18 protein-coding genes are annotated in these 19,490 nt (G+C 37.2%); 12 read left to right on the forward strand and 6 right to left on the reverse strand.

Translation table 11 applies throughout. The features are described 5' to 3' along the window. Positions 1 to 448: 448 nt before the first annotated feature. The 6 genes from H8787_RS09420 (at position 449) to H8787_RS09445 (ending at position 3,477) form a co-directional block, all read left to right on the forward strand. The gene (locus H8787_RS09420) at positions 449 to 874 is read left to right on the forward strand and encodes a DUF1492 domain-containing protein (RefSeq protein WP_049508837.1); all 426 of its coding nucleotides are present in this window, start codon (positions 449 to 451) and stop codon (positions 872 to 874) included. A 223-nt stretch (positions 875 to 1,097) separates the two neighbouring features. Beyond that, positions 1,098 to 1,286: a hypothetical protein gene (locus H8787_RS10310; RefSeq protein WP_187327927.1), complete on the forward strand. Its 189-nt coding sequence runs from the start codon at positions 1,098 to 1,100 to the stop codon at positions 1,284 to 1,286. 142 nt (positions 1,287 to 1,428) lie between these two features. Beyond that, positions 1,429 to 1,620 (forward strand): type II toxin-antitoxin system HicA family toxin, encoded by a 192-nt coding sequence (locus tag H8787_RS09430; RefSeq protein ID WP_003038349.1) that lies wholly within the window; start codon positions 1,429 to 1,431, stop codon positions 1,618 to 1,620. Positions 1,621 to 1,656: 36 nt separating this feature from the next. After that, a complete protein-coding gene (locus tag H8787_RS09435) occupies positions 1,657 to 2,037 on the forward strand; it encodes a type II toxin-antitoxin system HicB family antitoxin (RefSeq protein WP_049508833.1) in 381 nt (126 codons plus the stop codon). A 544-nt stretch (positions 2,038 to 2,581) separates the two neighbouring features. After that, entirely contained in the window at positions 2,582 to 3,022 is a 441-nt protein-coding gene (locus H8787_RS09440; RefSeq protein ID WP_187327928.1) for a LytTR family DNA-binding domain-containing protein, read from the forward strand. Next, positions 3,019 to 3,477 (forward strand): DUF3021 domain-containing protein, encoded by a 459-nt coding sequence (locus H8787_RS09445; protein ID WP_187327929.1) that lies wholly within the window; start codon positions 3,019 to 3,021, stop codon positions 3,475 to 3,477. The genes H8787_RS09440 and H8787_RS09445 overlap by 4 nt, the downstream gene beginning before the upstream one ends. Positions 3,478 to 3,617: 140 nt before the next feature. On the opposite strand, the gene mutS is transcribed toward H8787_RS09445, so the two are convergent. Together mutS and argR are read right to left on the reverse strand one after the other, a co-directional pair. After that, a complete protein-coding gene (gene mutS, locus H8787_RS09450; RefSeq protein ID WP_187327930.1) occupies positions 3,618 to 6,176 on the reverse strand; it encodes a DNA mismatch repair protein MutS in 2,559 nt (852 codons plus the stop codon). Between the two features lie 162 nt (positions 6,177 to 6,338). Then, on the reverse strand, positions 6,339 to 6,779 hold the full coding sequence (argR, locus tag H8787_RS09455; RefSeq protein ID WP_003071513.1) for an arginine repressor: 441 nt from the start codon (positions 6,777 to 6,779) through the stop codon (positions 6,339 to 6,341). 103 nt (positions 6,780 to 6,882) lie between these two features. On the opposite strand from argR, the gene argS reads away from it, so the two are divergent. Beyond that, complete coding sequence (gene argS / locus H8787_RS09460; RefSeq protein WP_187327931.1) at positions 6,883 to 8,571, forward strand: arginine--tRNA ligase; 1,689 nt, start codon at positions 6,883 to 6,885, stop codon at positions 8,569 to 8,571. A 51-nt stretch (positions 8,572 to 8,622) separates the two neighbouring features. Here argS and nrdI read toward each other — a convergent pair whose 3' ends face one another. The 4 genes from nrdI to malQ all read right to left on the reverse strand — a co-directional run bounded on the left by nrdI (position 8,623) and on the right by malQ (position 13,773). Continuing rightward, positions 8,623 to 9,078: a class Ib ribonucleoside-diphosphate reductase assembly flavoprotein NrdI gene (gene nrdI, locus H8787_RS09465; RefSeq protein ID WP_003071516.1), complete on the reverse strand. Its 456-nt coding sequence runs from the start codon at positions 9,076 to 9,078 to the stop codon at positions 8,623 to 8,625. Between the two features lie 75 nt (positions 9,079 to 9,153). Next, entirely contained in the window at positions 9,154 to 9,663 is a 510-nt protein-coding gene (locus H8787_RS09470; RefSeq protein ID WP_187327932.1) for a hypothetical protein, read from the reverse strand. Between the two features lie 297 nt (positions 9,664 to 9,960). Continuing rightward, a complete protein-coding gene (gene glgP / locus H8787_RS09475) occupies positions 9,961 to 12,222 on the reverse strand; it encodes a glycogen/starch/alpha-glucan family phosphorylase (RefSeq protein ID WP_070669005.1) in 2,262 nt (753 codons plus the stop codon). Between the two features lie 27 nt (positions 12,223 to 12,249). Then, positions 12,250 to 13,773 carry a 4-alpha-glucanotransferase gene (gene malQ / locus H8787_RS09480; RefSeq protein ID WP_048801180.1) on the reverse strand — a complete coding sequence of 508 codons (1,524 nt, stop codon included), beginning with the start codon at positions 13,771 to 13,773 and terminating at the stop codon, positions 12,250 to 12,252. Positions 13,774 to 14,100: 327 nt separating this feature from the next. Here malQ and H8787_RS09485 point away from each other — a divergent pair, with 327 nt between their 5' ends. The 5 genes from H8787_RS09485 (at position 14,101) to H8787_RS09505 (ending at position 19,483) form a co-directional block, all read left to right on the forward strand. Then, the gene (locus H8787_RS09485) at positions 14,101 to 15,363 is read left to right on the forward strand and encodes an extracellular solute-binding protein (protein WP_037598374.1); all 1,263 of its coding nucleotides are present in this window, start codon (positions 14,101 to 14,103) and stop codon (positions 15,361 to 15,363) included. A 73-nt stretch (positions 15,364 to 15,436) separates the two neighbouring features. Beyond that, the gene (locus tag H8787_RS09490; protein ID WP_187327933.1) at positions 15,437 to 16,732 is read left to right on the forward strand and encodes a sugar ABC transporter permease; all 1,296 of its coding nucleotides are present in this window, start codon (positions 15,437 to 15,439) and stop codon (positions 16,730 to 16,732) included. A 1-nt stretch (position 16,733) separates the two neighbouring features. Beyond that, positions 16,734 to 17,576 (forward strand): sugar ABC transporter permease, encoded by an 843-nt coding sequence (locus H8787_RS09495; protein ID WP_003026676.1) that lies wholly within the window; start codon positions 16,734 to 16,736, stop codon positions 17,574 to 17,576. Positions 17,577 to 17,673: 97 nt separating this feature from the next. Next, positions 17,674 to 18,486 (forward strand): DUF1189 domain-containing protein, encoded by an 813-nt coding sequence (locus H8787_RS09500; RefSeq protein WP_187327934.1) that lies wholly within the window; start codon positions 17,674 to 17,676, stop codon positions 18,484 to 18,486. Positions 18,487 to 18,496: 10 nt separating this feature from the next. Continuing rightward, positions 18,497 to 19,483 (forward strand): LacI family DNA-binding transcriptional regulator, encoded by a 987-nt coding sequence (locus H8787_RS09505; protein WP_003071525.1) that lies wholly within the window; start codon positions 18,497 to 18,499, stop codon positions 19,481 to 19,483. Positions 19,484 to 19,490: the final 7 nt, after the last annotated feature.

Here is a 19,490-nt window from a genome sequence, read left to right on the forward strand (position 1 = left end):
ACAAGCGTAGCGGATTCATTTTTGCGAGTACCTAGAAAGGAAATTTTAAAACATCATCAAGAAATTAATTGCAGGTACAGACAAGCAAGCTTTAGAGTCTTTACTTGAAGCCTTGCAGCTGCCAAAGGAAAAACAAAAACAGTTTATCCATGATGTGGTAGTAAGTGGTTTACTCAATGAATAATACAACAAAGAGGCTAACGCCTCTTTTAGTTTTGACTTTATAGCTCTAAAGGTGTGAATATAGGCGCGTGATTAAACAAAGAGAAATCACGCAATCAGCTACAGAGCTTTGAACTATTACCGCTTCTATGGTTGATTATCAGCATTTGGATTTAACGCTTTATTGTAGTATCATGAAAGAGCAAAAAAGCCGAGCACACACCCGACCCTTAGTTATTAAAATTACAAATCTATTATAACATAAAAGAGAGTAAGAGGCAACAACATGACACCAGAGCAAGTAAAAGTAAAGCTAGAAAGTATTAAGTGGCTGAATACAGAAATGGAGAGTTTACAGTTAGAACTGCAGTATCTGGATCAAGGTTTATTCAAAAAATCAACTCTGACACAAACCAAAGTCCAGACTAGCAGAACAAACAATACAGAGAATGAACTCGTCTATGTTTTGAAGTTGAAAGAAGATATACAAGAACGACTTGCTAGTCTTATCGAGGAACGTGTAGAAACCTGTAGGATAATTGATAAGCTAAGTGATCCGCTTGAACGATCCGTATTAAGAATGTTCTATGTTAATCGCTTAGATATATGGGATATAGAGGATAAGGTAGGAAAAACAAAAACCACACTATACAGAATAAGGAAAAAAGGAATTGAAAGTATCGCTAAAATTATGAGTGAAGAAAATTTGTGAAGATAAAGAATACTTAACTACTGATTGACCAATTAGCTATTGGCACCTAGAATATCATACAAAGTTTTTACGTTCGGAAAATACCCCGCCAAATTTTGAACGGGGCTATATTTGTTCGTGATTAAAGGACGCTGCCCTTTTCTGTGCAAAAAATTCCCTTTTTGAAGTTTTAAAGCTTAAACACCCCCCGCCCCACCTTTTGCGCAAGGAGAGCCGCGGTAAGGTGTCTTCTTACGTCGCACGCCAATTTTTCAGATTTTTAAAGGATGTCATGGAGAACGGATTAGGAGGCGAAGTTGCTTGGTTAAAAATCCTTACTATCGGCAGAACAAAGGGCGTTTACCCAGCGACCCGCCGAATTATTTGGGAGCAGTTGCGAGGGAGACTTGGTGCAAAATCGTTCCGTTTTTAGAACCTTATTATCAATCTATAGCCAAATGTTAAACTACAGTATTTTAGATATGATATGCTATCAGTTAAAAAACTTTTTCTTTCCACTTGTTTTTTATGCGCATAATGTGTATAATAGAAAATGTAAGGAGGTAACGTGCACTATGCCACTTACAGGAAAAGAAATGGCAAAGCTAGCCGAGAAAAACGGTTGGGTAGAAATCCGACAGAACGGCAGCCATCACCATTTCAAACACGAAGATTTTGATTATATAGTGACTATTCCAATCCATGGAAACAAGGATTTAGGAAGAGGGCTAGAAAGCAAAATCCTGAAAGATTTGGGGCTGAAATAATCCCCCTTATCTTTCATTTTTTGGAGGTAACAGACTATGTTAAAATCATATCCAGCAATTTTTCATAAAGAGGAAGACGGTTCTTATTGGGTAGAATTTCCAGAGTTTGGAGGAGGCACACAAGGGGCAAATGTTGAAGAAGCCTTAAAAAATGCCCGTGAAATGCTTGAGAGTGTTTTAGCTGCTTACATAGACGAAGGATTAGATATGCCAAAGCCTAGCGACATCATGTCTTTAACCGTTAAAGACGGCTTTGTTAGCATGATACAAGCAGACCCTACCCCTTTTATTCGCAACAATAAAGCCATTAGAAAGAACGTGACTGTCCCTGAATGGTTAGTAAGATTAGCGGATCGTGAAAAAGTAAATTATTCTGAGGTGCTAACTCAAGCCCTAGAAACAAAGTTACAAGCCTAGACACAGTCAGCATGCGCAGCAACAGAAATGCGCGTAATGACATGGTATAATAATCTTATCAGCAAGGCTACAAGCAACTTAAAAGCGTAGCTATTCACTACGCCAGTTCTTGCCTGCTGAACTCATATTGTAAATGACCTGTAAAGGTCTTTTTTTGTTCACCTTTTTGTGGACTTTTAAGGATTTTCTAACAATTTCTAATATTACATAATATTGATAAAACCCAGTAATAACAACGGTTAAGAGCTGTCAATGAGTTGTAAAACTATCTATTTCCTAGTTCTATAATTTTTGACATAGTTTTCTCCGTAATTATTCTAGCTACTATTATAACATAAAGCCGTTTTTCAATCAGAACTCTAGTACGAAAAGAATTGTAATTACTCCTTCGCAAAACAACCAAATAGACAGGCAAAGCAACCACTTAGGCAAAAGCTCTTGTTTTCCTAGCTAAAATAATGTTTAATAGACTTAGGAAAAACGAATCCTCCTTGCAACGAAAGTCAGCAGCAGGCAAGATACAATCTAGAAAGAAGGGATGTTTATGAAAGTTCAATTGCATATTGATGAAAAATTTTCAGAAGAAAAGGTTGTCATTGAAGCACCAGCTTTATCGGATGCTATTCAACAGTTGCTGGTTTTCACTCAACATCTCGGTGGCACTAAAACCATTCGAGCCAAAAAAGAGGAGGAGATTTACCTATTAGATACTGCTAAAATTCAGAGAATTTACACTGAAAACCGCCAAGTTTGGGTTGAAACAGCGACAGACACTTATCTCTTAGGGCTTCCACTTTATCAAGTTTTGGAATTGCTTCCCACTGATTTTCTACAGATTTCCCAATCTGAAATCATTAACATCAAACATATCGATCATCTGAAATTGACTGGTAGTGGTCTGATTCAGATTGCAATGAAAAACGGTCAGATAACTTATTCATCTCGCCGTTATCTCAAAGTCATAAAGGAGAAATTACAGCTATGAAAAAAACATTATTCAGAGATGCTCTAGGAGGTACTGTAATCGGGCTACTCCTATCCACCATCTATTCTTACTTTTTTGCTCCTGTCTATCATCCACTTAATCCTTATTCAGCAGTTGGTCTTTGGATGGAACAGCACCATATTCATGAAGCTTTAGTTGTGCTCTATTGCGCAGTGATCTGGAGCTTTATTGGCTTGCTCTTTAGCCTAGGAAAAGAGCTTTTCAAAAAAGATTGGAGCATCCTCAAAGCAACTATCTGCCATTATGGACTTATGATTTTAGGATTTATTCCTCTAGCTCTTCTAGCCGGCTGGTTTCCAAGCAAACCCATTTTTATCTTACAGTTGATTTTGGAATTTACTATTGTTTATCTCATCCTGTGGGCAATCTTGTTTTATCTAACCAAAAAGAAAATTAAACAAATCAACAATGGATTGAAGAAACAGAATCAATAGTAAAGAAATAACCACCAAGTGAATTCTTGGTGGTTATTTTAGCTTATTCTGCTATATATCAATACAAAACCCTACCTACTTTAATAGTAACTGAACAAAAAAACAGGAATTTATTTTAGGCATTTGCATAGTTGTATCTATCAGAGATGTTTTTTCATCTCAGCTACAGCTAGCATCACTTCCATTGGGGTCATATTATAAATATCCAACTGACGTAGTTTTTCTAAAATAGGTGATTCAGTTGTTTCTGTGAATAAAGATATCTGCTCAGATACTTGATTTTCCTTGCTATCATTAGCTCCTTTATTAGAAGGATTGAGAGATGGTTTCTCATTTGCTTGTTCTTCTAGTCTTGCTAGTATCTGGTCGGCTCTCATCAGCAAATCATTTGGTAAACCTGCAATTTTTGCCACATGAATCCCATAAGATTTATCCGCAGGACCAGCTTCAATCTTATGAAGGAAGGTCACTTGCCCATCTTTTTCTAAAGTTGCTACATGAACATTTTCTAACTGTGTCAAGCTAGTTGACAAGTCTGTCAACTCATGATAGTGTGTGGCAAAAAGGGTCTTTGCCCCTGTTCGATTGTGGATATATTCAATAATCGCCTGAGCAAGAGCCATCCCATCATATGTCGCTGTCCCTCTTCCCAACTCATCAAAAAGAATAAGAGAGTGTTCTGTTGCTTGAGAAATAGCATGATTTGCTTCCATCATTTCTACCATAAAGGTTGATTGTCCAGATACCAAGTCATCTGCCGCACCAATTCGAGTGAAGATGGCATCAAAAATTGGTAATTGAGCACTCTCAGCTGAAACATAGGAACCCATTTGAGCCATAATAACAATAATCGCTAATTGACGCATATAGGTTGACTTCCCACTCATATTTGGACCTGTAATTAGCTGAACGTTGACATTTTCATCCATTGAAATGCTGTTAGGAATATAGGTTTGTGCACCCATAACCTTTTCTACAACTGCATGCCGTCCCTTATCAATTTCAATGGAAGGACGTTCAATAAATTCTGGGCGTACAAAGCGTTGCTTTTCAGCAACTGCTGCAAAACTTTGTAATACATCAATTGTTGCCAGAGTTTGTGCCAAGGATTGCAGACGCTTGATATATTTGCCAGCTTCTTCACGAATACGCATAAAAATCTCATATTCTAAATTAGCAGATTTTTCACGCGCTTCCAACATTTCGCCTTCAATACGAGCCAATTCCTCTGTACCAAATCGTTCTGAATTTTTCAACGTTGCTTTTCGGAAAAAGTGGCTAGGTACGTGCTCCAACTGTGAATTAGTAACATGGAAATAATAACCATCTTTTTTATTGTAATCAATTTTTAGATTATTAATCCCACTAGCCGCCCTTTCTTTCGCTTCGATATCAGCAATCCAGCTCGTACCATCTCGCATAACCACTCGATACTTATCTAAGGTTTCATCAAAACCAGTTTGAATGATATTCCCTTCGGTAATAACATTTGGAGCATCGGGAGAAATTGCCGACTGAATCAAGTTTGCCAATTCTGGAATGTCATCCAAGTTTTCAATCAACTGTCCCAAAACAGGATGATCAATTCCTTGTAAAATTCCCTTAATCTGAGGGACATTGCTCAATGTTGCCGCCAACTGCAATAAATCTTTCGGATTGGTCTTTCCAAACGAAACACGACTAGCTAAACGCTCAATGTCATACACACCTTTGAGACTATCTGCTAAATCACTGCGCTCAAAAAAATAATCTAGAAATACCTGCACGACATCCTGCCGCTTAAGGATTCGCTCTTTGTCAATCAAGGGCTGCTGAATCCATCTTCTTAAAAGTCGCGTTCCCATAGCTGTCTTGGTCTCATCCATCAGCCAACACAGACTACCGTGCTTCTTTCCTGTACGTGCATTCTCTGTTAAATCCAGACTTGCCATAGTTGCATAATCCATCTGTAAGAAATCCTTGATTTCATAATGATGAACTCGCTTTAAGTGACTAAGCTCACGCAGCTGCGTCTGATGAACATATTCTAACAGTTTCCCAGCTACTTGATGTTCTAAGCGAGACAATTCATCCCCTAATAGCTGAACATCTTCAAAAGCAGTTCCCACCTGTGATAATAACAAATTCATTTGATTTGCCAACACTTGGTGCTCTGATTCAGGTAATTCATATCCTAAGACCACTTCACGCGCTCGCAGGTTCCGAATTTCTCCACAGACTATGTTAAAGTCACTGAGACTTGTGACCTGAAATTCACCTGTAACCAAGTCCATGTAAGCCAGCCCATATAAATTTTCTAGTTTATCTAAAGCTACCAAGAAATTATTTTGACTATCTGGTTTTGAAGAATCAACGACTGTCCCCGGTGTGATGACTTGTACCACCTCACGTTTGACTACACCAACTGCTTTTTTAGGATCTTCCACCTGCTCTGCAATCGCTACTTTATAGCCCGATTCAATTAAAACATCAATATACTGTTGCACCGAATGGTAGGGAACTCCTGCCATCGGGATTGGATTTTCCGAATTTTTATTACGGCTAGTCAGAGCAATTTCTAAAATCTGTGCTGCATTGATCGCATCTTCATAGAATAATTCATAAAAATCTCCCATACGAAATAGCAAAAAAGCATCCGGATAATCTTTTTTTATATCTAAATACTGTTGCATTCCCGGAGATAGTTTTTCTTTTGTCATTCTCAGCCTTTCCGTTTATTAAATAACAATGAGAGTCGGACAGAAATTAAATATTTCGGAGACACTTAATTTCGTCATCCCACTCACACTACATCTTGTCATTAGAACTATATAAATAAAGGAAGCTGAGCGCTTCTATCTCAGCTTCATCATCTTCTCCTCTTAATCCATTTTCTCAAGGAGCTGCTCTTCCATTTGTTTCGCAGCTGCTGTATCACGACAGATCACTAAGAGCGTGTTGGCTCCTGCTACCGTTCCTAAAATCAACTCTCCTTTATTAGCATCCACGAAGTTAGCTAAAATAGAAGCGTCTCCTAAGCGTGTATGAAGAACCAAGGAAAATTCAGCCCGAGAAACTCCCTGCAAATGATAAGATAAGAATTCAACCAGATCAATCTTGTTTGTTTCATCCGCTAAAACATAATAAACTTCATGGTTTTTCTTGGCTTTCGTCAAGCCAATTTCTCGTAAATCTCGAGAGAGGGTTGTTTGTGTGACAATAACTCCTTGTACTTTCAAACGATCCTGAATATCTTTCTGTGTACTTAGTTTCTCTTCCTTAATTATTTTCTTGATCAGTTTATGACGCTCAGTTTTTTTCATTTTATCCTCAACAATGTATATTTATACTCTAAATTATATCAAAAAAATTGAAGATTCGTCAAAAAATATGTTAAAATACTAGTAAAAGACCAAAGGAGAAACCATGAATAATAAACAATTGATTGCAAGCGAATTGGCTAAGGTCATTGACAGCTTAGACCAAGATGCTATTTTTAATTTACTAGAACAACCAAAAAGCTCAGAGTTAGGCGATATTGCCTTTCCTGCTTTCTCTTTAGCAAAAGTAGAACGTAAAGCTCCTCAAATCATTGCTACAGATATTGCAGAAAAGATTGATACGACAAACTTTGAAAAAGTGGTAGCAACAGGTCCTTATGTAAACTTCTTTCTTGATAAATCAAGAATTTCAGCTCAAGTTATTAAAGAAATTGTAAAAGAAGGAAATAACTACGGGCAACAAGATGAGGGGCATGGGGAAAACATCACAATTGACCTCTCCAGTCCTAACATTGCAAAACCCTTTTCAGTTGGTCATTTGCGCTCCACCGTTATCGGAGATGCTCTCTCTAATATTTTCCGTAAACTAGGCTACAACACCATTAAAATCAACCACTTGGGTGACTGGGGTAAACAATTTGGGCTTCTGATGGTTGCTTATAAAAAATGGGGCAGCAAAGAAGCTGTTGAAGCCAGTCCAATTGACGAGTTATTAAAACTCTATGTCCGAATCAATGCGGAAATTGAAACCGATCCTGAACTTGATGACGAAGGACGTCTTTGGTTCAAAAAATTAGAAGACGGTGACCCTGAAGCTACGGAATTATGGCAATGGTTCCGTGATGAAAGTCTGAAAGAATTTAACCGCATCTATAAATTGCTTGGTGTTGAATTTGACAGCCTAGCCGGCGAAGCCTTCTATAATGACAAGATGGACGAAGGAATTAAGCTCCTTGAAGAAAAAGGATTGCTAGAAGAATCTAAAGGAGCAAGCATCGTCAATCTTGATGATGTCAACCTTCCGCCAGCTATGATTAAAAAATCTGATGGTGCGACTCTCTACATTACTCGTGATATTGCTACAGCTATGTACCGCGCCCGTATTTATAACTTCGTCAAAAATGTTTATGCTGTGGGTCAAGAACAAGCGAACCACTTTAGACAATTGAAAGCTGTTTTAAAGAAAATGGGATTCGGCTGGAGCGACGATATGATTCATGTAGACTTTGGTTTGGTGACAAAGAACCGTCAAAAATTGTCTACACGTAAAGGTAATATCATTCTGCTTGAACCAACCCTTCAAGAAGCTATCAGTCGTGCGAAGAACCAAATTGAAGCTAAAAATCCTGATCTTGAAAACAAAGATACTGTTGCTCGTGCTGTCGGTGTGGGAGCTGTCAAATTCTACGATTTAAAAACAGACCGCCGCAACGGTTACGACTTTGATTTGGAAGCAATGGTGTCCTTTGAAGGAGAAACAGGTCCATATATCCAATACGCTTATGCGCGTATCCAATCCATCCTTCGCAAAGCTGATTTTAAGCCAAGTGTTGAAGCAACATATAGCCTTAAAGATGCTGAAAGCTGGGAAATCATTAAACTGCTGCAAGATTTCGCCCGTGTTGTTAAACGTGCAGCTGACAATTATGATCCATCACTCATTGCAAAATATGCTATCAGCCTTGCACAAGCATTCAACAAGTTCTACGCTCATACGCGTATTTTGGACGAAAGTCCTGAACGTGACAGCCGCTTAGCTCTCAGCTATGCAACAGCTGTTGTTCTAAAAGAAGCTCTTCATCTTCTCGGTGTTGACGCTCCAGAAAAAATGTAATTATTTTAATGGTATCATAAAAACCTATCGATATATCGATAGGTTTTTGTCTTATAGCCCGTATAATTCTTCGATTTTTAGACCAATTCGTTTAATATCTTCATTCAAGCCACGAAGCTCAAATGTATCTAAGACTGGAAAGCCAAATCGTTCTGAATATTGTTTAGCTGTTAAACAATATTGGTGGTTAAAATTACGATTACCACTGCCAACAATGCCAAAACAACGCTTATAATTTTCTTCAAAAGCAATAAAATCACCTAAATCATTGGTAAGAATTTCAACATCGCCATTGTCCAGACCATTTCCACCTTCTAAGTAAGTTGGCAAAAAAGCTATAAAAGGCTGAGACATGGCATAAAATGGTCGTCCTGCTTTCACCATATCTTTTATATCCACTTGCTCAATCTCAACGCTTTCATGTCTTTCTTGCAAAAATGCAGATAAGCGTTTGATAAAACTCGCTGTATTTCCACTCAAACTAATATAAACTAAGGAAATTTTCATAGTTTCTCTCTTTCTAAAATTAAAACATATCTATCATTCTCTTAAAATTTTAAGCTGATAGATATGTTTTGTCAACTATTGCAATTCTTTTTTTGCTAAGTCTTGTTGCTGCCGTTTCATCTTGAAAAAGACAATAACAAGGAAAAGAATATTAAAAGCAAAATAGATAATAGTCAGAATTCTTGTCGATGAAATTGCTGTAGCACGCATCGTTTGATCTTGATAAAGATAGTTTAACGGCATCCCACCTACGTAATTGTAAATTGTTCCAATAATTCCTAATAATACATAGGCAATATAGGCAAAATTAGCGTATAAAATGTTTTTCTTAACAATGAAAACAACAGCAGCTATCAACAACAGAATAGAAAGGATAGTTAATAATTTATGGGGACCATTATGAAGAAAGACAAGACTCTTTTCAGTCACTTTCACTATTTGTTTTACAACTGTTTCAGATAAACCTTTGTAGGAACTTGTATTCGTTATTTTTTCACTGCCCAAAAAAGTTCCTATGAATGTAAACGATGATAAAATGGCTGATAACGTCAGCAATACATATAAATAAATTGGTCGTTTTTTCACAATAAGCCTCCTGCTTAAAAGAGTTTTCAGTTTTATTTATTATAACGTAAGCAGTAAAAAAAGGCAACAAAAATAAACAAAGTTACAGAAAATGTCATTCTGCTTATACTATCAAAAATCATGGAGTCTGGGACAATATCAAACTACTCTTGTTGATATACGAGCAGGCTAGTAAGTGATCACTCAAAGCGTTGCTTTGTGGTTTCGTCTTATTCCCTTATTTGCCTTACACTTATCAGAATAAGAAGAAATGAAAGCCACATAAATAAAAAATCTGGGAAAATCCCAGATTTTAAACTAAGCGTTCAAATGCCAAATTTCATTGTTATATTGGGCAATGGTACGGTCTGCTGAGAAGAAGCCTGCTTTCGCAATGTTAATCAGAACTTTTTCAAGCCAAACATCACGGTCTTCATAATCCTTAAACATACGTTCTTTCGTTTTGATATAATCTTCTAAGTCAAGAAGCGTCATGAACCAATCTTTATGAATCAATTCATTATAGAGACGTTCTAAGCGTTCTTTCTTACCAACTGCGAGAACTGTATCACTAACAATGAAATCAACCAACGGTTTGATTGCTTCACGAGCATAGAAATCTGATGATTTGTACGCTTCTTTCGCATACAGATCAATAACTGTTTCAGAATCTTCACCAAAGATGTAGATATTATCTTGGCCTACCAATTCAGCAATCTCTACATTAGCGCCATCCATAGTACCAAGTGTCAATGCACCATTCAACATGAATTTCATGTTACCAGTACCTGAAGCTTCTTTAGAAGCAAGAGAGATCTGCTCAGAAATATCACCAGCTGCAATTAAGAAGCTAGCTGCAGTAACATTGTAATTTTCAACCATGACGACTTGCAAATATGGAGAAACTTCTGGGTCGTTAGCTATCACCTCTGACAAGCAAAGAATCAAATGGATAATATCTTGAGCAATTGTGTATGCTGGAGCAGCTTTACCACCAAAGAAGACTGTAATTGGACGTGCAGGAATATTCCCAGCCTTGATATCCAAATATTTGTGAATGACATAAAGAGCGTTCATTTGTTGGCGTTTGTATTCGTGAAGACGTTTGATTTGGATATCAAAAATAGAGTTTGGATTGATTTCAACACCTTGGTGTTCCTTCAAATGACGAGCCAATTTCCGTTTGTTGTGAGCTTTGATTTTTTCAAGTTCAGCTTTTACATCAGCCTTGTCAGAAAAATCAAGTAAATCTTCTAATTTTGAAGCATCATGATGCCAATCACGCCCAATCAAGCTATCGATATAATTTGATAAACGTGGGTTTGCATGCATGAGCCAACGACGGAACGTAATACCATTTGTCTTATTGTTGAATTTTTCTGGATAAACATCGTAGAAAGCTTTAAGCTCTGAGTTCTTCAAAATTTCTGTATGAAGTGCTGCAACACCATTTACACTATATCCATAGTGAATATCCATGTGCGCCATGTGTACTCGATTGTTTTCATCAATAATTTGAACAGCCGGATCTGCATATTCTGCTTTTACACGTTTATCCAATTCTTTGATAATTGGAACCAAGTGTGGAACAACTTCTTCCAAGAATTCAAGCGGCCATTTTTCCAATGCTTCTGCAAGAATAGTATGGTTTGTATAAGCAGTCATATTACGAACGATTGAGATTGCTTCATCAAGCTCAATCCCACGTGCAGTCAAGAGACGAATCAACTCAGGAATGACCATTGATGGGTGAGTATCATTAATTTGCACAACTGCGTAGTCAGCCAAGTCATGAAGATTGCTCCCTTTTTCAATCGCTTCATCAAGAATCAATTGCGCACCATTTGATACCATGAAGTATTGTTGGAAGATACGAAGCAATTCACCTTGCTTATTACTATCATCTGGATAAAGGAATAGAGTCAAATTACGAGCAATATCTGTCTTATCAAAGTCAATCCCATCTTCAATGATACTTGCATCTACTGAGTCAAGGTCGAACAGACGAAGACGGTTTTTAGTAGCTGTTTTATAACCAGGCACATCAATGTCATAAAGAGTTGATGTTAAAGTGAAATCAGCAAATGGTACTTGATAGCTACGGCTTGATTTTACTAACCAATTTTGCTCTGTCAACCAGAAGTTTGGAACTGTTGTTTGCTCATTATTTTTCAAGACTTGTTGGAACAAGCCAAAGTGATAATTTAGTCCAACACCATCTCCATTCAAACCAAGAGTCGCAATTGAATCAAGGAAACAAGCAGCCAGACGTCCCAAACCGCCATTTCCAAGTGAAGGTTCTAATTCTACTTCTTCAACTTCAATTAGATCTTTACCAGCGTCTGCTAACTCTTTTTTAACATTGTCATAAAGGCCAAGGTTAATTAGGTTATTTGACAAAAGTTTCCCAATCAAAAACTCGGCAGAAATATAGTAAAGCTTCTTTTTACCAGTATTAACTGACTTTTGTGCACTAGCTAATTTTGTATAGTTTAAAAGGGCAATATACAATTCTTCATTGCTACATTCAGCAATTCCTTTTTGATAATTTTTCTTAATATATTCTTGTAAGTTTGACATTGTTTCTCCTAGACTAGAAAACAAACACTAGAGTTCATTTTCATGATTTAATAATTTTTTATTTACACGACGATATGTTTTCGTCAAGCTATATAACTCTGCTTCAACCACAGGATTCAATTCATCTGCTGTCATACGCCAGGACCAATTTCCACCAATAGTTGATGGATAGTTCATGCGAGCTGAACCGTCTAATTCAAGTAAATCTTGCATGGTTGCAATTGCCATAAAGCTGACAGAAGCAAAGATAGTCCGTAACATAGCATGAGGTACTGTTTCATATTCCTTACGATTGGTGTATTGAGCCATATATTCACGTGTAGCATCATCAATTTCATCGCGATACCAACCAAGAACAGTATTATTATCGTGCGTACCTGTATACATGACAGAATTGTTAGGTGCTAAGTGTGGACTATCAATGCTTTCGCTGTCTGGATTAAAAGCAAATTGAGTCACTTTCATACCAGGGAAGCCTGTCTTTTCACGTAAAGCAATCACTTCATCGGTCATAAAGCCCAAGTCTTCAGCAATAATATTCAGATCACCTAACTCTTCTTTCACTGCTTTAAACAAAGCATAGTCAGGTCCCTTAACCCATTTACCAGGAGCTGCTGTATCGGAACTAGCAGGGATTTCCCAGTAAGATTCAAATCCACGGAAATGATCAATACGCACTACATCATAAATCTTGAAGCTTTCACGTAGGCGTTTAATCCACCAACTATAACCATCTTTATCCATTGCTTTCCAGTCATAAATTGGGTTCCCCCAGAGTTGGCCAGTCGCAGAGAATTCATCTGGTGGGCATCCCGCTACGCATGTAGGCTGCCCTAGCTCATCTGTTTTAAAGAAGTGTGGTTGTGCCCAAACATCACAGCTATCAGCTGCTACATAGATTGGCATATCGCCGACAATTTCAATGTAATGTTCATTGGCATACGCTTTTAATTCTAACCATTGTTTAAAGAAAAGATACTGCGTTACACGATGATAAGTCAATCTGTCAGCTAATTTTTCACGATAATGAGCTAAACTAGCTGCTTCACGACGCCGAAGAGCCGCATCTGGCCATTCAGTCCAAGCTTTCAAGTCAAAATATTCTTTAATCGCCATGTATTCAACAAATACTTCAAGCCATGATGAATTGTCAGCCACAAATTTTTCATAGGCTGCCAAATCTCCACATTCTAAGAAACGTTTCACAGCTTTTTCCAAAACAGGTCTGCGATTGTTAAACACTTTCGCATAATCTACTTTTCTTGAATCCTGACCAAAGTCTAACCCTTCAAGATCACTTTGCACAAGCAATCCTTCTTCAATCAATCGATCAAAATCAATAAAATGTGTATTTCCCGCAAATGCAGAGAAAGATTGATATGGAGAATCTCCATAACTAGTTGTTCCTAGTGGCAATATTTGCCAGTAACGTTGCTTAGTTCTCACCAGAAAATCGACAAAATCGTAAGCACTTTTCCCAAATGAACCAATTCCATATTTTCCTGGCAGAGAAGAAATATGCATGAGAACACCACTTTGACGCTCTTTCATCTTTTTCACCTCAATAAATTTTTCTGTTAAATTTTGCATTCATTTAACGAAAACGTTTGCGTTGATTTGATTATAACTTAATTCCAAAATGGACGCAACCATTTTTCTGCTTTTTTTATTATTTTTTAAAATATTTTGGACAATCCTCTCCTTTTCTTCTATATTTTGTCAACATTTTTGAGTGAGAAATAAAAAATTTTTAAGATTTTTAAAAAAAATGTTGCAACCGTTTTCTATTTATGGTATACTAATCTCAGTTTAAGAAAACGTTTGCGTAAACTAATTAAATTATTATCTTATTATTTTATTCTTTAGGAGGAATAAATCATGAAACATAAAGTGTTGAAAAGTGTTGCAGTTCTTGGAACTGTAGGATTAGCTAGTTTGTTACTAGTAGCTTGCGGTAGCAAAAATAATAAATCAGCTTCTTCTGGTGATGGTAAAAACCTCACTATTTACGTAGAAAAACAATACGAAAAATATGTAAAGAAAGCAGCTGAAGCTTTTGAAAAAGAAAGTGGAACAAAAGTTACTATTAAAACTGGCGACCAACTTAAAGGTCTTGAAAATCTTTCACTTGACAATCAATCTGGCAAGGCTCCAGACGTTATGATGTCTCCATATGACCGCGTAGGTAGTCTCGGTTCAGACGGCCAACTTTCAGAAGTGAAACTTGACAAAGGTTCAATGACTGATGACACAACAAAAGCACTCGTAACTACAAAAGGTAAGACTTATGGCGCACCTGCTGTTATCGAAACATTAGTAATGTACTACAATAAAGACCTTGTTTCTAAAGCACCTACTACTTTTGCTGAATTAGAAGAACTTGCAAAAGACAGCAAATATGCTTTTGCTAACGAAAATGGCAAAACAACTGGGTTCCTTGCTGACTGGACAAACTTCTACTACACTTATGGTCTGTTAGCTGGTAATGGTGGATATGTCTTTGGTAAGAACGGTACCGATCCTAAAGACATTGGACTTGCAAATGACGGTTCTATCAAAGGTGTTGAATACGCTAAAACTTGGTATGCAAAATGGCCAAAAGGAATGCAAGATACTAAAGGTGCCGCAAACTTAATTCAAACTCAATTCCAATCAGGTAAAACAGCTGCTATCATTGAAGGCCCTTGGAAAGCTGCATCATTCAAAGAAGCTAAAGTGAACTATGGTGTTGCCACTATTCCTACACTTCCAAATGGTAAAAACTATCAAACCTTTGGTGGTGGTAAAGCTTGGGTCATCCCTGCAGGATCTAAAAATGCCAAAACAGCTCAAAAGTTTGTTAACTTCTTGACTTCGACTGAACAACAAAAAGCTTTCTATGATGCTACAAACGAAGTACCTGCAAACACAGAGGCTCGTAAATACGCTGAAGGAAAGAATGATGAATTGACTTCAGCTGTTATTAAACAATTCCAATCTGCTCAACCTATGCCAAATATCTCTGAAATGAGTACTGTATGGGATCCAGCAGCAAGTATGCTCTTTGATGCTGTAAGTGGTAAAAAAGATACTAAAACCGCTGTAAATGATGCCGTTAAATTGATTAAAGATACTATCAATCAAAAATTTGGTAAAAAATAAAACAGATTGAGGTAGGATAGAACTCGATTGGCAGCACCAGTCGAGTTCTATATTTTAGACAAAGGAGGCTCTGATGACTACACAACAACAGCCACGTAAAGCATTGCTGCTCTCCCTCATCCCAGGACTTGGGCAAATTTATAATAAACAAAAAGCAAAAGGGGCTATCTTTTTAGGAGTTACCATTTTATTTTTGATTTACTTTTTCGCCATTGCTGCTCCTGAGTTAGGAAACTTAATTACTCTCGGTGAGGTGCCTGGACGCGATAACTCTCTTTTCATGCTGATTCGTGGTGCATTCCACTTTATTCTTGTCATTGTTTATTTCATCTTTTATGCTCTCAATCTAAAAGATGCTTATACTATTGCGAAACGTTGGAATAATGATTATCCAGTTCCTACGACTTTCAAAGATATGTTAAAAGGAATTTACGCTAATGGTTTTCCTTACCTATTGATTATTCCTTCATATATTGCAATGACTTTTGCTATCATTTTCCCTGTATTGGTTACTCTTTTAATCGCCTTTACAAACTATGATTTCCAACATTTGCCTCCAACCAAGCTCTTGGATTGGGTTGGCGTGACAAACTTCACTAATATTTGGCGACTTAGCACTTTCCGTTCTGCTTTTGGAGCCGTTCTTGGTTGGACTATTATCTGGGCACTAGCTGCCTCAACTGTCCAAATCGTTATTGGTATTTTTACCGCTATTATTGCAAACCAACCATTTATTAAAGGAAAACGCATTTTCGGCGTTATCTTCCTACTGCCTTGGGCTGTCCCAGCATTCATCACTATCTTAACTTTCAGTAACATGTTCAACGATAGTATCGGTGCAATCAATACCCAAGTCATTCCGCTTCTTGGTAAAGTATTGCCATTCTTAAATGGATATCTGATTCCTTGGAAAACAGATCCGACCTGGACTAAAATTGCTCTAATTATGATGCAAGGTTGGCTTGGTTTCCCTTACATTTATGTATTGACACTTGGTATCTTGCAATCCATTCCAAACGATCTTTACGAAGCAGCTTACATTGATGGTGCAAATGCATGGCAAAAATTCCGCAATATCACTTTCCCAATGATTTTAGCAGTTGCTGCTCCTACACTCATCAGTCAGTATACTTTCAACTTCAACAACTTCTCTATCATGTACCTCTTTAATGATGGCGGTCCTGGTACAGTTGGTGGTGGTGCAGGTTCGACTGACATCCTCATTTCATGGATTTATCGTTTAACGACAGGTGCAGCTCCTCAATACTCAATGGCTGCTGCGGTAACACTTATCATTTCTCTTATTGTGATTTCAATCTCCATGATTGCGTTCAAGAAACTACATGCATTTGATATGGAGGATGTGTAAGATGAATAATTCTATTAAATTTAAACGCCGTTTAAACCACTTTTTAACTTATTTCTATCTAGTGGCTTTATCTATTATCATTATCTATCCTCTCTTGATTACGATTATGTCTGCTTTCAAGACAGGGAATGTCCTTGCGTTTAAGCTAGATACAGATATTAATTTTAGCCTAGAAAACTTTAGCAAGCTTTTTACTGAAACTCTTTATGGGACTTGGTACTTTAACACTTTAATCATTGCTATCTTGACAATGATTATCCAAACAAGTATAGTTGTACTAGCTGGTTACGCTTATAGTCGTTATAATTTCCTAGCTAGAAAACAAAGTCTGGTCTTCTTCTTAATCATTCAAATGGTGCCAACAATGGCTGCCCTGACCGCCTTCTTCGTTATGGCTTTGATGTTAAATGCGCTCAACCACAGTTGGTTCCTCATCTTCCTTTATGTCGGCGGTGGTATCCCAATGAACGCTTGGCTCATGAAAGGATATTTTGATACTGTGCCTATCTCGCTTGATGAGTCCGCTAAATTGGACGGTGCTGGTCACTTCAGACGCTTCTGGCAAATTGTACTGCCACTCGTTCGTCCAATGATTGCTGTACAAGCTCTCTGGGCTTTCATGGGACCATTCGGAGACTACATCTTATCTAGTTTCTTACTTCGTGAAAAAGAATTCTATACAGTTGCTGTTGGTTTACAAACCTTTGTTAGTGATGTGAAGAATTTGAAGATTGCTTACTTCTCAGCAGGCGCTATCCTGATTGCTTTGCCAATCTGTATCTTATTCTTCTTCCTACAAAAGAACTTTGTATCTGGTTTAACAAGTGGTGGCGACAAGGGATAATCTTGTCCCACCCTCTTTTATTTATAGTTGTATGATAGCTAATAAACTTTGCTTTATTAGCCATTACCTGATTATAAATTTTTAGAAAGAGTGTCTTATGCTACCTTATCCATTTAATTATTTTTCTAGTATTTACGGTTTTAAAAAGCCTTTTACCAACCGAAAATTACTGACCTGGTTTCAATTGATTTTTACAAGTATCTTTTTAATTTCCTTATCCATGATACCAGTTGCTGTGCAAAACGCGTCTCTCAAGACTTATCCACTCACTACTTTTGTAGATGGTGTTTTTGACCCTGTTACAAAGGAAGTAATGGACGATATCACAGAGAATGCTAAAATAGAAAATCATCAATTCAGCTATGCTGGTCAGCAATCAACTCACAATAGCAAAGCAGGAACTGTCCTTCTAGGGAAAGAACAGTCTACCTTAGGAGAAAAACTAACACTTGCTTTCGGATCCAAACAACTGATTATCAGCAAAAAAGGAAAAAAACTGGCAGACATTCAATATCAGCATATCAATCAAGCTGCTCTAAAAAATGAAAAGTCGCTCAGTGCCTCCATTTCACAAGATTGGTTTCAACAAAATCGTGTGACAGTCAGTCTATTTCTCGTTCTCCTTTCTGGCGGTCTTTTGACACTGAATTTCTTCATCATCATCTTAGGAGCTACCTTTTTCCTTTATTTAACGAAAAAATCACGTCTTTTTTCTTTTAAAACCGTCAAAGAATGCTATCATTTTGCTTTGAATTGTTTAGGTTTGCCAACTTTGATTGCTGTTGCAGCAGGGTTATTGTTCGGTCAAGCCATGACCACTATGATTACCATTCAAAACATTCTTTTTGTGCTTTATCTCGTCATTATTTTCTATCGGACACATTTCCGTGATGAAAAAATGAAAAAGTAGGAGGTTTTTTATGCGAGTTACTATTAAAGAAGTTGCTAAATTGGCAGGAGTTTCGCCTTCTACCGTTACCCGTGTTGTCCAAAATAAATCCAGCATCAGCGATGAGACCAAAAAAAGAGTCCGTAAAGCTATGAAGGAATTGAATTATCATCCTAATCTCAATGCACGTAGTCTTGTTAGCAGTTACACACAAGTCATTGGTGTTGTTTTACCTGATGATTCCGATGCTTTTTATCAAAATCCATTTTTCCCTTCAGTATTTCGTGGGATTGCTCAGGTAGCTTCTGAATTTCACTACGCTATTCAAATTGCGACCGGGAAAAATGAAAAAGAGCGCATGGAAGCTATTTCCCAAATGGTTCTAGGGAAACGTGTGGACGGGCTCATTTTTCTCTATTCTCAGGAAAATGATCCATTAGTGAAAATGGTTAGTGAGGAACAATTTCCTTTCTTAATTTTAGGAAAATCTCTTTCTCCGTTTATTCCTTTGGTGGATAATGACAATATCCAAGCTGGATATGATGCAACAGAATATTTTATCAAAAAAGGCTGCCGCAATATTGCTTTTATCGGTGGTAGTAAAAGACTATTTGTAACGCAAGATCGTTATAAAGGGTATCAAAAAGCGCTGGAAGATTACCACTTAGAGCTTGATCCTCAAAACACAGCATTTGCAAATGAATTTTTGGAAGAAAAAGGATATCAATTCACAAAACATCTTCTAAATCATGATTCAAAAATTGATGCGATTATCACAACAGATAGCATGCTAGCAGAAGGGGTCTGCAACTATTTAAATCAAAATCAATTATCTATTCCTACTCTAGCTTTTGACTCTATTAAACCCAAACTTGACTTGGCAGCTTATGTTGATATTAATACGCTAGAACTGGGGCGGATTTCTTTTAAAACTATCCTGCAAATTATCAATGATACCAAAGAAAATCGACAAATTTGTTATCGCCAAGTAATTCCACATCGCATTATCGAACAATAAAGAAAGG

The sequence above is a fragment of the Streptococcus sp. NSJ-72 genome (assembly GCF_014334035.1).
GTDB lineage: Bacteria > Bacillota > Bacilli > Lactobacillales > Streptococcaceae > Streptococcus > Streptococcus constellatus.